We start from the raw sequence: 14,696 nt of genomic DNA on the forward strand, positions 1-14,696 counted from the left end.
CCGGGCTTTTTTTGTAAGTTGCGCAGAATTTTACGTGATGTGGCCAAAACTCCGTGATTTTTTTGCGCGTGAACTGCTGACGCTGATCGATCCCACGCAGCCCAAGCACCGTCGCAGGAAGGTGCAAATCGTGGCAACGGTCGGTTCTGCCCTGACGTTGGGAATGGTGACCGCTTTCGGCGTGGCACCGATGGTGCCCGACGCGGCCCGCAACGGTGTGAGCGTGACATTGCCGCTCACCTTCCCCGACCTGGCCAAACAGATTCAGCAGCTCGACGCGCAATCCCAGACCTTTATTCATCAAGTGGCCCTGCGCCGCGGCGAAACCCTGGGCGACATGCTCTCGCGGTTGTCGATCCAGGACCCCGCGGCCGAGCGGTTCATTCGTGAGAACGCCGTCGCTCGTCGCCTGATCGGCGTGCCTCCAGGGAATGTCGTGCAGGCCGAGACCGACGACGACGGCAAGCTCGTCTCGCTCTCCACCGTGTTGTCCAACGGCAGCACTGCGGCCCAGCAACTGGTGATCGATCGCAACGATGGCGGTCGCCTGTGCGCCCGTATGGAGCAGCTTGCCAACGATACCGAATGGGCCATGCGCTCCGGTGCCATCGCGGGCAATTTCTTCACGGCGATGGACGATGCGGGCGTGCCCGATGCGGTCGTCGCGCAGATGGTGAACATCTTCTCCGGGGTGATCAACTTCCAGCGTGACGTTCGCCGCGGCGACCGCTTCCGCCTCGTGTACGAGGTGATCAAGCAGCAGGATCGCACCGTGCGCACTGGCCGTGTGCTGGCGATCGAGTTCATCAATCAGGGCAAGACGCACCAGGCCATCTGGTACGCCGATCCGAAGGGCGCGCCCGAGGGCGCGTACTACGGCTTTGACGGTCGCAATCTGAAACAGGCTTTCCTGCGCACGCCGGTCGAATTTTCGCGGATTTCGTCGGCCTTCGGCGGTCGCGAGCATCCGTTCCAGCACAAGTGGAAGCAGCACGAAGGCGTGGATCTGGCAGCGCCTATCGGCACGCGCGTGTTTGCAGCCGGCGACGGCGTGGTCAAGTTCGTCGGAAAGCAAAACGGTTACGGCAATCTGGTCGAGATCGATCACTCAGGCAATTACCAGACGCGTTACGCCCACCTGTCCGGCTTCGGCCAAGGCATGAAGCCCGGTACGCGTGTCACCCAAGGTCAGGTCATCGGCTTCGTCGGACAGACGGGCTGGGCCACCGGCCCGCACCTGCACTATGAACTGCGCTTCAAGGGTGTGCCGCTCAACCCGTTCTCAACGGACGTGGCGGCGGTCGCGCCGCTTTCGGGTCCGCGCCTGAAGCTATTCGACATGTACGCCGAGAACCTTCTCAAGCGCATCGATCTGATGCGCACCGTGCAGGTCGCCGAGCGCGATTGAGGTATGCTGGAGACCGCACTGTGCGGGGCGATAGGTGACTCACCTGCGCCCCCTCCCGGTGCGGATTCGATTTCTCCGGCCCCCGCTCCGCCCATGACCGACACCGCTCGCCACCTCGACGCCCCAGCATCCCCCTCCCATTTCATCGGCCTGATGTCCGGCACCAGTCTCGACGGTGTCGACGGCGTGCTCGTCGCGTCAGCCAGCGGGCCGGTGCTCGCAGAAGCCTATCTCCCCTTTCCGGACGATCTGCGTGAAACGTTGATGGTGTTGCAAGCGCCCTCGGAAAACGAACTGCACCGGGAAGCACTGGCGGCGAACGCATTGGTAAGCGTCTATGCGGACTGCGTGCGCGAGCTGCTCACGGCGGCCGGATTGCCGGCGTCCGCTATCGCTGCCATCGGCGCCCATGGGCAGACGATCCGCCACCGTCCGGGCGAGTTCGATGGAATCGGTTATACGCGCCAACTCAACGCGCCCGCACTGCTCGCGGAATTGACCGGCATCGATGTCGTCGCAGACATTCGCAGCCGGGATGTCGCCGCCGGCGGCCAGGGCGCACCGCTTGTGCCCGCCTACCATCAGGCGGTGTTTTCGGATGCCGGGCAAACGCGCGTCGTCTGCAATCTCGGCGGCATCAGCAATGTGACGATTCTGCCGGCGGCCGCATCCGGCCAGCCCGTCTGCGGCTTTGACTGCGGCCCGGGCAATGCACTGCTCGATGGTTGGGCCGCCCGTCATCTCGGAACCTCGTATGACGACGCAGGCGCCTGGGGCGCCAGCGGACACGTCGACGAGGCCTTGCTGGGCACGTTGTTGAGCGAGCCTTACTTCCGTCAGACACCGCCGAAGAGCACCGGTCGCGACCTGTTCCACGCGAACTGGCTGGATGCCCGACTGGCGGCCGCTCCGGGCGTGTCGCCGGTGGATGTCCAGGCCACGCTCGTCGCGCTGACCGCGCAGTGTGTCGCCGACGACGTGTTGCGTTACGCGCCCGACTGCAAAGGGTTTTACGCCTGCGGCGGCGGAACGCGCAATCGTGCACTCATGCAAGCCATCGCGGCGCGTTTGCCGGGTGTGACCGTCGCGACGACCGAGGCGCTCGGCGTACCGCCGCATCAAGTCGAGGCCCGCGCCTTCGCCTGGCTCGCGCAACGTTGCCTGGTCAGGCAACCGGGGAATCTTGCATCCGTCACCGGCGCGCACGGCCCTCGCATTCTCGGCGCGATCTATCCGCACTGAGCCAGGCACACCCATCGCACCAGGAAATCGACGGAGCAATAAGAAAGGGCCCTTGCGGGCCCTGTCTCGTACTGCATCCAGATACGGATTTCGTGCGGCTCAGACCGAGAACGAAGAACCGCAGCCACAAGTCGTGGAAGCGTTCGGGTTCTTGATCACGAACTGCGCGCCGTTGATGTCTTCCTTATAGTCAATCTCGGCGCCGACGAGGTATTGATAGCTCATCGAGTCGATCAGCAGCGACACGCCGTTCTTGTCGAGCACGGTATCGTCTTCGTTGACGTCTTCATCGAAGGTGAAACCATACTGAAAGCCGGAGCAACCGCCGCCCTGCACGAAAACGCGCAGTTTCAGCTCGGCGTTGCCTTCCTCGTCGATCAGTTGCTTGACCTTGTCCGCGGCGCTGTCGGTAAAGACCAGGAAAGCGGGCATTTCCGTGACGGCGGCCTCAAGCGGTGCGTTCATCGCAAATCTCCAAAAATCGGTTCGGTACCATTCTAGTCTCTATTCCCAGATTGTGCCGACGGCAGAAAAATCAAGGGCTTAGAGACCATAAATACCGTTACGGCAGTACGGGAATATGGGTCAGCCCCATGTTCTCCGGCAAGCCGAACATCAGGTTCATACACTGCACGCCCTGACCGGACGCACCCTTGACCAGATTGTCCTCGACGACGAGGATCACCAGCGTATCTTCATTGCCCGGACGATGCACCGCCATACGGACATAGTTCGATGCGCGCACCCAGCGCGTTTCCGGCATCGAGCCGGCCGGCAGCACGTCCACGAACGGCTCGCCGGCGTAATACGTCTCGAACAGCGCCTGGAAATCGGTGTCGCGCGCTTCGGGCAGGATCGTCGCGTAAAGCGTCGAGTGGATGCCGCGAATCGTGGGCAGCAGGTGCGGCACGAACGTCAGGCCCACGTCGTAGCCCGCGATCGCCTCCAGACCCTGCTTGATTTCCGGGTGATGGCGATGGCCCTTCACGGCGTAGGCCTTGAAGTTGTCGGCCGACTCCGCGAGAATCAGCGACGTCTCCCCCTTGCGACCCGCACCGCTCGCCCCTGACTTGGCATCGGCGATCAGGTGTTTGGGGTCGACCAGCTTGCGACCACCGGCAAACAGCGGCGCATAGCCTAGTTGCACGGACGTGGGGTAGCAGCCCGGCAGACCGATGACGCGGGCGCTCTTGATCTTGTCGCGGTTGATTTCGGGCAGGCCGTAGACGGCTTCTTCGAGAATGTCGGGGCAAGCGTGGGGCATGCCGTACCACTTTTCGAACGTGGCGATATCTTTCAGGCGGAAATCCGCCGCCAGATCGATCACGCGCACACCGGCGGCGAGCAGCTCACGCGCTTGCGCCATGGCCACGCCGTGCGGCGTGGCGAAGAACACCACATCGCAATCGGTCAGGCGGGCGTCGTCGGGCGTGCAGAACGCCAGGTCGACACGGCCTCGCAGGTTCGGATACATATCGGCGACCGGCGTACCCGCTTCCTTGCGCGAGGTGATCGCCGTCAACTTCACTTCCGGGTGCTGTGCCAGCAAACGGAGCAGCTCCACACCGGTGTAGCCGGTGCCGCCTACGATACCTACCTTGACCATGTCCTACCCCTTTCAATCGGAACCGCGATTCTATCAAGCTTCCACGACACGTGTGGGACGGCAACGCGCCTGACACCTGCGCAAGTCACACGCGCCAAAGGCGACGCACAATAGAAAAAAGGCCGCACGAGGCGGCCTTTCCTTGCATCCGCCAGAGGCCGATGCGAACAAGCACTCGGGCGATTAACGCTTCGAGAATTGCTTGCGACGGCGAGCCTTGTGCAGACCCACCTTCTTACGTTCGACTTCACGGGCGTCGCGCGTGACGAAGCCAGCGGTCGACAGCGTCGGCTTGAGCGTCGCGTCGTAGTCGATCAGTGCGCGGGTGATCCCGTGACGAACCGCACCGGCCTGACCCGTTTCACCGCCGCCGGACACGTTGACCTTGATGTCGAACGTTTCAGCGTGGTTGGTCAACTCGAGCGGCTGACGAACGATCATCAGCGACGTTTCGCGAGCGAAGTACTCTTTGATCGGCTTGCCGTTGACGACGATGTCGCCCTTGCCAGCCTTGATGAAGACGCGAGCAACAGCGCTTTTGCGACGGCCGGTGCCGTAATTCCAATCGTTTTTGAACATGGCGTGGCCCTTAGATCTCGAGCGACTTCGGTTGCTGCGCTTCGTGCGGATGGTTACCGTCGGCGTAAACCTTCAGCTTCTTGATCATCGCGTAGCCCAGCGGACCCTTCGGCAGCATGCCCTTCACGGCCTTCTCGAGCGCACGGCCCGGGAAACGCTCTTGCATTTTGCCAAACGTGGTTTCGTAGATACCGCCCGGGTAACCCGTGTGACGGTAGTACTTCTTGTCGGTTTGCTTTGCGCCCGTAACTTTCAGCTTGGCAGCATTGACGATGATGATGTAATCACCCGTGTCAACGTGCGGCGTGAATTCCGGTTTGTGTTTGCCGCGCAGACGGCGTGCCACTTCGCTGGCGACACGGCCGAGGACTTTGTCCGTCGCGTCAATCACAAACCATTCGCGCGTCACCTCTGCCGGCTTAGCGGAAAACGTCTTCATGATCGATCCAAATAAAATACATTTGCCCCATTAACATCAACTTCCTGCTTGTCTGCCGGCCGCGTCCTCGCGATTTGCATCGCATGGCGCAGTCCTGTGCTTGCAGGCTCTCCCTGATGTATCTTCCGTGGGCATTTCCGGAAAAGCCGTTGATTATACAGAAAAAACCACTCGTCGGTAAACAGCGTTTCCCGACGCACAAAAAAAAACCCGAACCTCATGGGTCCGGGTTAAATCCACCAAAGGAGGAGGGTGGAGGAGACACTGGCAGAATTGCTGTGAAGCACAACAACCAATGACTGCAGTCTAGCAAACCCGATGGTGCGATGCAAGAAAATTTATAGTGCGAAATCAATAACCATAATGCGGAATGGCCGGAAGATGAGGGACTGACAATTATCTACATTAAAATCAAATGGTTACCATCAAAAAACCTTACGTAACAACGCGGCCAGTAGAGTCCAACATCTAACTTTAGGGTTTATCCGCCTGAAACCACGATCAAAAAAGCGCCAATATTGCGACGCAGCAACCCGTGCTGCCCAGGTCGGCATCCCAAGGTCGCGTTGAGCGTCGTACGCGCCTTAGCGGAAGCCGTTACAATTTTCGCTTGAACGGGATATCGGGGTTTCGGAATATGGAATGCAAGGTGAGTTGGATGGGCCAGGACGGTATGGCTTTCGTCGCCCAGACGGGAAGCGGACACATCGTCGCAATGGACGGTGCCCCGGAGGGTGGCGGTCACAATCAGGCGCCGCGTCCGATGGAAATGCTGTTGGTTGGCACGGGCGGATGTACGGCGTACGACGTCGTGCTGATTCTCAAGAAGAGCCGGGCCGAAGTGAAGGATTGCAACGTCACGCTCAAGGCCGAGCGGGCCAGCGAAGATCCGAAGGTCTTTACCAAGATTCACTTCCACTTCACGGTGACGGGGCGCAATCTGAACCCCGCCACGGTGGAGCGCGCGGTGACCCTCTCTCACGACAAGTACTGCTCGGCGTCGATCATGCTCGCGAAGACGGCGGAGATCACCCATAGCGTCGAGATCGTCGAAGGCTGAGAATCGCTCGGTCCGGCCATGGCTCGCCGACACGATGACGTTGGAAACACAAAAGGCTCCCAGCGGGAGCCTTTTGTGTTTTGTTCGGATGCAGAGCCGGCCGATAAGCCGGATTCTGTGAACGCGACTCGCGCCGCGCCTGACAATCATTCCTCTAGGCGACGCATCACTGCGCCGCTCAAGCTTCCTACCCGCAGGCTCCCGGGGGCCCCGTTGCCGGCATCCGCACGAGGCGCATGCCGTTCACCTGCCTATTTGGAATTGCTCCGGGTGGAGGTTACCGTGCCGTGTGCGTTGCCGCACGCCGCGGTGCGCTCTTACCGCACCGTTTCACCCTTACCTGATCCGCCTGGCTTGCGCCAGGGGCCATCGGCGGTCTGTTCTCTGTTGCCCTGTTCCGCGTCTCACGACGGATGGCCGTTAGCCATCACCCTGCCCTGTGGAGTCCGGACTTTCCTCCCCCTCCCAAAGGGAGGCGGCGATTGTCTGGCCGACTCTGCGGGCGGAAGTGTACCACGCGTGCCGCCGTGCCGCCGCCGTTCCGCCGCCCTGCCCCTGCCCTACTTCAGCGCCTGACTCTGCCCAACGTCCGCCCTCCTGGCCCACGCGCCACCGAGACACTCAGCTCGTCCGACGCCGGCCAGGCCGGAAGACCGAGGTGTCCCGATAATAGGCGGGGTCTTGGTTGGCCGGCCACCAATCGGGGATGCCCAACACCGGCAAGGGGGCGAAGTCACGTGTCGTGAGCGGCCCATTGGCGAGCCCCGGCGCGATCCGGGCGTCGAGCCAGGCGCGGCGCGCATTCGGTGTCCAGCCAAAGTAGGCGTGTGGCACGTCCACGATCCACGCGTGCGCGGTCACTGCCGGGTACGGGGCAACGAGCTTCTCCAGCAACGCATGCCCGAAAGGCTGCACCTCGCAGGCGCGCCCCCAATCGGCACGCCGTGCAACGAAGAGCGTGTGCCAGTCGAACGCCCGAAGCGCCCCGCCCAGCGCAGGGTCGCTACACGCGAAGAGGACGGCATTTTCGTCGAAGAGGGTGGCGGCATCGCGCGTGGCACCGCGCGTGGCTTGCACACCGTCGACGGCGATGGCGGCGGCCTGACGAGCGTTGAGCGCCGCCTTGCCGCGCGGATAGGCCAGCCAGATCAGCGCATTGAAGAAGTCATGCAGATTAGGGCGCGTCGGTACCCCGCCTGTGTCCGCGATGAAGGCCTCGTAGGCGGTGTCGGCGGGAAGCGCCTGTGGGGCGACGAATCGCAACGCCCGCCCCCGCCCACTCACCTGTCCGGCCGCCGCCGCTTGCGCCGACAGCGCCTCGCGCCAGTCGGCGCCCGCCAAGGCGTCCCGTCCCCGCTCGGCAACCGCGTCGAACCAGGGCGCGTGCCAGTCGATCGCCGGCAAGCCTGTCCGCGTGGACGCCAAAGGCGCCGACGCGTCCACTGGACTCACCCCTTGAACTTCCAGCCGATGACTTCGCCGCCGCGCAACGGCACCACGGTCGCATCGCCCATCGGCAGTGCCGCCGGCAGTTCCCAGTCTTCACGCACCAGGGTGATCTTGTCGCTATTGCGCGGCAGTTCGTAGAAATCCGGGCCGTGGAAGCTGGCGAAGCCTTCGAACTTGTCGAGCGCGCCGGCCTTGTCGAACGCCTCGGCGTACAGCTCTACCGCGTGCAGCGCCGTGTAGCAGCCGGCGCAGCCACAGGCGGCTTCCTTCGCTTCGCGTGCGTGCGGGGCACTGTCGGTACCGAGGAAGAAGCGCGGACTGCCTGACGTAGCCGCCTTCACGAGCGCGTCGCGATGCGTCTCGCGCTTGAGCACCGGCAGGCAGTAGTAATGCGGACGAATACCGCCCGTGAAGATCGCGTTGCGGTTGTACAGCAGGTGATGCGCGGTGATCGTGGCGGCGATGGGGCCGTCGGCCTGTGCGACATACTCGGCGGCGTCCTGGGTCGTGATGTGTTCGAACACCACCTTGAGGCCCGGGAAATCGCGGCGCAGCGGCGACATCACGCGGTCGATAAAGACCTTTTCACGATCGAAGATGTCGATGTCGGCGCTCGTCACCTCACCGTGCACGAGCAGCGGCATGCCAACGTCCTGCATCGCTTCGAGCGCGCCGCGGCACTTGGCCAGATCGGTCACACCGGCGTCGGAGTTCGTCGTGGCGCCGGCGGGGTAGAGCTTCACCCCATGCACGAAGCCCGATGCCTTCGCGCGACGGATTTCGTCGGCGGCCGTGTTGTCGGTCAGATACAGGGTCATGAGCGGCTCGAACGCATTGCCGGCCGGGCGCGCCGCGAGAATACGCTCGCGATACGCGGCGGCGAGTTCGGTCGTCGTGACCGGCGGCTTGAGGTTCGGCATGATGATCGCGCGCCCGAACTGGCGGGCGCTGTCGGGCAGCACGCTCTTGAGCACGTCGCCATCGCGCACGTGCAGGTGCCAGTCATCGGGGCGGGTGATAGTCAGTTCGTTGATCATGGGCGTTTTCCGGGAGCTGGGGGAGACGGCAAGCCCATGAGACCGTCGCCGCGCGGTGACGCGTCGGCGCGACGGACCGATTGGGCGGCAATGTACGTACACAGGGGCCAGTGCTATGCTTGTGCAACCCCATATTGTACTGGTTGCGGCGCTCCGACACGACGTGCGCAACCCATCTTCGATTGACCCGCCCCATGTGCCAACTGCTCGCAATGAATTGCGCGGAACCGACCGACATCACGTTCTCATTTACCGGTTTCGCAGCGCGTGGAGGCGGTACGGATCACCACGCGGACGGCTGGGGCATTGCATTCTTCGAAGACAAGGCCTGCCGGCTGTTCATCGATCACCAGGCCGCCGCGAACTCGCCCATCGCCGAGCTGGTGAAGAAATACCCGATCAAGTCCAAGAACGTCATCGCGCATATCCGCAAAGCGACACAGGGCATCGTTGAGCTGGAGAACTGCCACCCGTTCCAACGCGAGCTATGGGGACGCCACTGGATCTTCGCGCACAACGGCGATCTGCATGACTACGATCCGTTTCTCTCGGGCGTCTACCAGCCCGTGGGGACGACCGACAGCGAGCGCGCCTTCTGCGACATCATGCAGGGCCTGCGCAAGCGCTTCCCCGGTTCGCAACCGCCACTCGACGAGTTGTTCCATGCGGTCGAGGACATTACGCGCACGATCACGCGCCACGGCGTATTCAACTTCGTCCTCTCGAACGGCCAGGCGCTGATCGCGCACTGCTCGACACGGCTGCACTTCATCGCCCGCCAGTGGCCGTTCACGAAGGCGCATCTGATCGACGCCGACTGGGAAATCGATTTTTCCAAGTTCACGACGCCGGCCGATCGCGTGGCGGTGATCGCCACGGCACCGCTCACCGACAACGAAGTCTGGACGACCTTCGCACCGGGTGAGTTGATTCTGTTCGAGAAGGGGGGGCCGTCGCTGCGCACCGTCGTGCCGATTCCCGAAGCCGTTCGTCTGCGCAACGAGCAGAACACTGCCTGCCAGTAAGCCCGCGACGACGCCGACGAGCATAAAAAAGCGTGCCCGAAGGCACGCTTTTTTCATTCCACCCGCACCAACGATCAGTGCAGGATCTTGGCCAGGAAGTCCTTGGCGCGGTCCGACTTCGGATTCGCGAAGAACTCGTCCTTCTTGTCGTCTTCGACGATGATGCCTTGATCCATGAAGATCACACGGTTCGCGACCTTCTTGGCGAAGCCCATTTCGTGCGTAACCACCATCATGGTCATGCCTTCCTGCGCCAATTCGACCATCACGTCGAGCACTTCGTTGATCATTTCCGGGTCGAGCGCCGAGGTCGGCTCGTCGAACAGCATGGCGATCGGGTCCATGCACAGGGCGCGAGCGATGGCCACGCGCTGCTGCTGACCGCCCGAGAGCTGGCCCGGGAACTTGTGGGCATGCGCCGTCAGGCCCACGCGCTCCAGCAACTTCAGGCCCTTGACACGGGCGGCGTCCTTGCTGCGACCGAGCACCTTGACCTGCGCGAGCGTCAGGTTTTCGGTGATCGACAGGTGCGGGAACAATTCGAAGTGCTGGAACACCATGCCTACGCGCGAGCGCAGCTTGGCCAGGTTCGTCTTCGGATCGGCGACCGATGTGCCATCGACGATGATCTCGCCTTGCTGGATCGGCTCCAGACCGTTGACGGTCTTGATGAGCGTGGACTTGCCCGAACCCGACGGGCCGCACACCACCACGACTTCACCCTTCTTGACTTCAGTGGAGCAGTCCGTGAGCACCTGGAACTGGCCGTACCACTTGGAGACGTTTTTAAGGGTAATCATTTCGCCAACCTCTTCTGAAGACGTTTAACCGACATCGAAACCGTGAAGCAGATCACAAAGTAGACCGCTCCGGCAAACACAATCATTGCGGGCAACGTGCCGTCACGCTGGCCCACCTGGTACGCCATGCCGAAGAAGTCGGCCAAGGCGATCGCGTATACGAGCGAGGTGTCCTGGAACAGAATGATGCCCTGGGTCAGCAACAACGGCACCATGTTGCGGAACGCCTGCGGCAGCACCACGAGCGCCATCGCCTGCCAGTACGACATGCCCAGCGCGTAGGCGGCGGACATCTGGCCCCGCGATACGCTCTGGATACCCGCGCGAATGATTTCCGAATAATACGCCGCTTCGAACAGCGAGAAGGCGACGAGTGCCGAGACCATCCGGATGTCCCAGGTCGGCGGCACATCGAGCACCGAACGCAACACCTGCGGCACGATCAGGAAGAACCACAGCAGCACCATCAGCAGCGGAATCGAGCGGAACAGGTTCACGTACAGATCCGCAAACCATTTCAGCACGGTCACGCCCGACAGACGCATCATCGCGAGAATCGTGCCCCAGAGGATGCCCACGACCACGGCGAGCACCGTGATCTGCAGCGTGGTGATCATGCCCTTGACGAGCAGCGGCATCGCGTCGATAGCGCCGCCCCATGCGAAGATCTCACCCATTATTTGCCCCCGATGTAGCCCGGCAGGCGGGTCTTGGCTTCGATGAAGCGCATGAGCACCAGCACCGCGACGTTGATGATCATGTACGCGATCGTCACAGCAATGAAGGACTCATAGCTATGCGCCGTGTAATCGATGAGCTGCTTGCCCTGCCCGGTCAGTTCGAGCAGGTTCACCGTCGAGATCACGGCCGAGTTCTTGAAGATGTTGACGAATTCCGAGGTGACCGGCGGAATCACCACACGGAAGGCCACCGGCAGCAGTACGAAGCGGTACGTCTGCGGGAGCGTGAGCCCCATGGCCAGACCGGCGCTCTTCTGGCCCTTGGGCAGGGAATTGATACCGGAGCGCACCTGCTCACACACCCGGGCCGCCGTAAAGAGCCCCAGGCCGATCACGCCGGTGAGCAGCGAGACGCTCGCCGGATTAAGCGCGAACAACCACGTACGAACCGATTCCGGCAGGAAGTCGGGCGCCACGTAGTACCAGAAAAACAACTGGATAAGCAACGGGATGTTCCGGAACAACTCGACGTAGGCCGTCGCGAAGCCGGATATCCATTTGTTGGGGATGGTGCGCATCACGCCGAGCACGGAGCCCACGATGAGCGCAATGATCCAGCCGCCGAGGCCAACTTCAAGCGTGAGCTTGAAGCCCGAGAGCAACCACCCGAAATAGGTCGTCCCCTCGCCCGTTGCCACAGGCTGGAAGAAAAAACTGAAATCGAGACCGAGAGCCATGATCTCCCCTTTTCTACTTGTCTTGCTTAAAAAGAAGCGGAAGGATTGGCTCCTTCCGCTTCGGCATTACGCACTGATGGTGCTCGGCGACTCGTGAAGCCTGCGAGGCTTACTTGGCGCCTTGAACGTCAGCGTGGTCGTTCGGCGACTTCCACAGCGCGGCCATCTCGGCCGACGGGGGGAAGTCCATATTCACGCCGCCCAGCGCAGCGATCGGCTGCTGGAACCACTTGGCGAAGTCCTTCTGCGCCTGGCCCGACTTCTGGTAATCGGCAACGGCCTTGTCCACCAGCTTCTTGAAGGCCGGATCGTCCTTGCGCATCATGCAGCCGTAGGCTTCATACGATTGCGGCTTGCCGACAATGCTGTAGTCCTTGGCGTCCTTGAACTTGGCGCGCTCGCCCGCGAGCAGGGCGTCATCCATCATGAACGCGACGGCACGGCCCGAGTGCAGCGTGATCGCGGCTTCTCCGTGGTCCTTGGCGCTGATGATGTTCATGCCCATGTTGTCCTTCTGGTTCATCTCGCGCAGCAGACGCTCGGAGGTCGTGCCCGCCGTGGTCACGACGTTCTTGCCCTTGAGGTCGGCGAAGTCCTTGATGCCCGAGCTGTTCTTCGCCAGCAAACGCGTGCCGATGATGAAGAACGTGTTCGAGAACGCTGCCTGCTTCTGACGCTCGGCGTTGTTCGTGGTCGAACCGCACTCCATGTCGATCGTGCCGTTCTGAACCAGCGGAATGCGGTTCTGAGACGTGATCGGCGTCTGCGTGACCTTCAGGTTCGGCAGCTTGAGTTCCTTCTTGACTTCGGCCACGACGGCCATCGCCACATCATTGGCATAGCCAACGACATTGTGGTTATTGTCATAGAACGAGAACGGAATCGAGGATTCGCGGTTACCCAGCGAGATGACGCCGGTGTCCTTGATTTTCTTGAGCGTACCGGTTTCCTGCGCCTGGGCAGCACCTGCCATCAAGCCAACACAGCACATCGCCAATGCAATTTTCGAGAGGGTCATTCTTTAGTCTCCTTGGCAAAAAACAGATGCATTTTAGCACCGCATTTGCCCATTTTTTTATTATCGAATGTTCGGAACGTACGTCTTTCTTAACGCAAATCGCCCCGAACATTCTGTTTTACGCATTATTGCGTATTACTACTTAGCCGGACAGCACCGCCTGATCAGGGGTACAGACCGCGCATCTCACGGGCTTGCAGAATACGGGTACACGCCACGATGAATGCGGCAGTACGCAGCGAAACCTTATGCTCCTGCGCCACATGCCACACGCCATCGAACGCTTCGCGCATGATGCGCTCCAGACGGTGGTTGATCTCTTCCTCGGTCCAGAAGAAGCTCGAGAAATCCTGCACCCACTCGAAGTACGAGACCGTCACGCCGCCGGCGTTGGCCACCACGTCCGGCACGACAAGAATGTTCTTGCTGCGCAAGATGTCGTCGGCCGCCGTCGTCGTCGGGCCATTGGCCCCTTCGACCACGATCTTCGCGCGGATCTTGTCGGCGTTTTTCTCGGTGATCTGGTTTTCGAGTGCCGCCGGAATCATGAACTCGCAGTCCAGCGACCAGAACTCGTCGTCCTTGATGGTCTCAGCCGCCGGGAAGCCGCCCACGCCGCCGGTTTCGGCCACGTGCTTGAGCAGGTTCGGCACGTCGAGGCCGTCGGACTTGTAGATCGTACCGGTGTGATCTTGCACGCCGATGACATGCGCACCCGCCTCGTGGAACAGACGGGCGGCAATGCCCCCCACGTTGCCGAAGCCCTGTACCACCACGCGTGCGCCGCGCACGTCGAGTCCCAGGCGGCGGGCCGCCTCGCAACTCACCACGAACACGCCGCGGCCCGTGGCTTCACGACGGCCCAGCGAGCCGCCCAGCGAAATCGGCTTGCCGGTCACCACGCCGGTGGCCGTGGACCCCTCGTTCATCGAGTAGGTATCCATCATCCACGCCATGATCTGCTCATTGGTGTTGACGTCCGGCGCCGGAATATCCTTCGTCGGCCCGATAATGATGTTGATTTCGCTGGTGTAACGACGCGTCAGACGCTCGAGTTCTCCGCGCGAGAGCTTGCGCGGGTCGACACGAATGCCGCCCTTGGCGCCGCCGTAAGGCACGTTCACCGCTGCGTTCTTGACCGACATCCAGGCCGACAGCGCCATGACTTCGGACAGCGTGACGTCCTGGTGAAAACGCACACCGCCCTTACCGGGGCCGCGCGACGTATTGTGCTGGACACGATAGCCCTCGAAATGGGCGATGGTGCCATTGTCGAGTTCGATCGGGCAGTCGACGATCAGGATGCGCTTGGGACGCTTGAGGGTTTCGACCCAGCGCGACAGCGTGCCCAGGTAAGGCGTGACGCGGTCGACCTGTTGAAGGTAGTTGCCCCACGGACCGAGATCATCGGCCTGCAGGTAAGAAGGCAAGATATGTGACGTTTGCGACATTATGGAATTCTCCGGCTTCAATCTGCGCCGCACGCACATACCGTGCTTGCGACACGAATGGCTGGCACTTTACCGAGAACCCCCGAGAACAATCCAATGCCGAATAAACATGCAACTATGCATTTCATGCATAGTTTTGCCGCCCGTCTGAAATTATCCCGACAT

At 61.7% G+C, this 14,696-nt stretch carries 15 protein-coding genes and 1 other RNA gene; 4 read left to right on the forward strand and 12 right to left on the reverse strand.

Annotated elements, in window-relative coordinates; all coding sequences use genetic code 11:
• Positions 1-37: 37 nt before the first annotated feature.
• Both PanNE5_RS02900 and PanNE5_RS02905 read left to right on the forward strand, forming a co-directional pair.
• Positions 38-1,408 carry a M23 family metallopeptidase gene (locus PanNE5_RS02900; RefSeq protein ID WP_261939198.1) on the forward strand — a complete coding sequence of 457 codons (1,371 nt, stop codon included), beginning with the start codon at positions 38-40 and terminating at the stop codon, positions 1,406-1,408.
• A gap of 93 nt (positions 1,409-1,501) precedes the next feature.
• Positions 1,502-2,650 (forward strand): anhydro-N-acetylmuramic acid kinase, encoded by a 1,149-nt coding sequence (locus tag PanNE5_RS02905; RefSeq protein WP_261939199.1) that lies wholly within the window; start codon positions 1,502-1,504, stop codon positions 2,648-2,650.
• A 99-nt stretch (positions 2,651-2,749) separates the two neighbouring features.
• Here the strand turns inward: PanNE5_RS02905 and erpA are convergent, their stop codons facing one another.
• From erpA to rplM, 4 genes are all read right to left on the reverse strand, one after another.
• Positions 2,750-3,115: an iron-sulfur cluster insertion protein ErpA gene (gene erpA, locus PanNE5_RS02910; protein ID WP_017235649.1), complete on the reverse strand. Its 366-nt coding sequence runs from the start codon at positions 3,113-3,115 to the stop codon at positions 2,750-2,752.
• 97 nt (positions 3,116-3,212) lie between these two features.
• Positions 3,213-4,256 carry an N-acetyl-gamma-glutamyl-phosphate reductase gene (gene argC / locus PanNE5_RS02915; RefSeq protein ID WP_017235648.1) on the reverse strand — a complete coding sequence of 348 codons (1,044 nt, stop codon included), beginning with the start codon at positions 4,254-4,256 and terminating at the stop codon, positions 3,213-3,215.
• 183 nt (positions 4,257-4,439) lie between these two features.
• Positions 4,440-4,835 carry a 30S ribosomal protein S9 gene (rpsI, locus tag PanNE5_RS02920; protein WP_010805092.1) on the reverse strand — a complete coding sequence of 132 codons (396 nt, stop codon included), beginning with the start codon at positions 4,833-4,835 and terminating at the stop codon, positions 4,440-4,442.
• A 10-nt stretch (positions 4,836-4,845) separates the two neighbouring features.
• On the reverse strand, positions 4,846-5,274 hold the full coding sequence (gene rplM, locus PanNE5_RS02925; protein WP_010805091.1) for a 50S ribosomal protein L13: 429 nt from the start codon (positions 5,272-5,274) through the stop codon (positions 4,846-4,848).
• A gap of 637 nt (positions 5,275-5,911) precedes the next feature.
• On the opposite strand from rplM, the gene PanNE5_RS02930 reads away from it, so the two are divergent.
• Entirely contained in the window at positions 5,912-6,334 is a 423-nt protein-coding gene (locus tag PanNE5_RS02930; protein ID WP_026132304.1) for an OsmC family protein, read from the forward strand.
• Between the two features lie 88 nt (positions 6,335-6,422).
• Here the strand turns inward: PanNE5_RS02930 and rnpB are convergent.
• From rnpB to pyrC, 3 genes are all read right to left on the reverse strand, one after another.
• An RNA gene (rnpB, locus tag PanNE5_RS02935) (RNase P RNA component class A) lies at positions 6,423-6,832 on the reverse strand.
• Positions 6,833-6,955: 123 nt separating this feature from the next.
• On the reverse strand, positions 6,956-7,738 hold the full coding sequence (locus tag PanNE5_RS02940) for a DUF3025 domain-containing protein (RefSeq protein ID WP_261939200.1): 783 nt from the start codon (positions 7,736-7,738) through the stop codon (positions 6,956-6,958).
• A 44-nt stretch (positions 7,739-7,782) separates the two neighbouring features.
• The gene (pyrC, locus tag PanNE5_RS02945; protein WP_261939201.1) at positions 7,783-8,820 is read right to left on the reverse strand and encodes a dihydroorotase; all 1,038 of its coding nucleotides are present in this window, start codon (positions 8,818-8,820) and stop codon (positions 7,783-7,785) included.
• Positions 8,821-9,014: 194 nt separating this feature from the next.
• On the opposite strand from pyrC, the gene PanNE5_RS02950 reads away from it, so the two are divergent.
• The gene (locus PanNE5_RS02950) at positions 9,015-9,845 is read left to right on the forward strand and encodes a class II glutamine amidotransferase (protein ID WP_017235643.1); all 831 of its coding nucleotides are present in this window, start codon (positions 9,015-9,017) and stop codon (positions 9,843-9,845) included.
• A 74-nt stretch (positions 9,846-9,919) separates the two neighbouring features.
• Here PanNE5_RS02950 and PanNE5_RS02955 read toward each other — a convergent pair whose 3' ends face one another.
• The 5 genes from PanNE5_RS02955 to PanNE5_RS02975 all read right to left on the reverse strand — a co-directional run bounded on the left by PanNE5_RS02955 (position 9,920) and on the right by PanNE5_RS02975 (position 14,531).
• Entirely contained in the window at positions 9,920-10,645 is a 726-nt protein-coding gene (locus tag PanNE5_RS02955; protein WP_017235642.1) for an amino acid ABC transporter ATP-binding protein, read from the reverse strand.
• Positions 10,642-11,322, reverse strand: coding sequence for a glutamate/aspartate ABC transporter permease GltK (gltK, locus tag PanNE5_RS02960; RefSeq protein ID WP_017235641.1), 681 nt, complete (start codon positions 11,320-11,322; stop codon positions 10,642-10,644). Before gltK ends, PanNE5_RS02955 begins: the two co-directional genes overlap by 4 nt.
• On the reverse strand, positions 11,322-12,062 hold the full coding sequence (locus PanNE5_RS02965; protein WP_017235640.1) for an amino acid ABC transporter permease: 741 nt from the start codon (positions 12,060-12,062) through the stop codon (positions 11,322-11,324). The genes gltK and PanNE5_RS02965 overlap by 1 nt, the downstream gene beginning before the upstream one ends.
• Positions 12,063-12,171: 109 nt before the next feature.
• Positions 12,172-13,080 (reverse strand): glutamate/aspartate ABC transporter substrate-binding protein, encoded by a 909-nt coding sequence (locus PanNE5_RS02970; protein ID WP_017235638.1) that lies wholly within the window; start codon positions 13,078-13,080, stop codon positions 12,172-12,174.
• Between the two features lie 164 nt (positions 13,081-13,244).
• Positions 13,245-14,531, reverse strand: a complete 1,287-nt coding sequence (locus PanNE5_RS02975) for a Glu/Leu/Phe/Val family dehydrogenase (protein WP_017235637.1) — start codon at positions 14,529-14,531, stop codon at positions 13,245-13,247.
• Positions 14,532-14,696 lie beyond the last annotated feature (165 nt).

It is taken from the genome of Pandoraea sp. NE5, from assembly GCF_024363545.1.
Classification (GTDB): Bacteria; Pseudomonadota; Gammaproteobacteria; order Burkholderiales; family Burkholderiaceae; genus Pandoraea; species Pandoraea cepalis.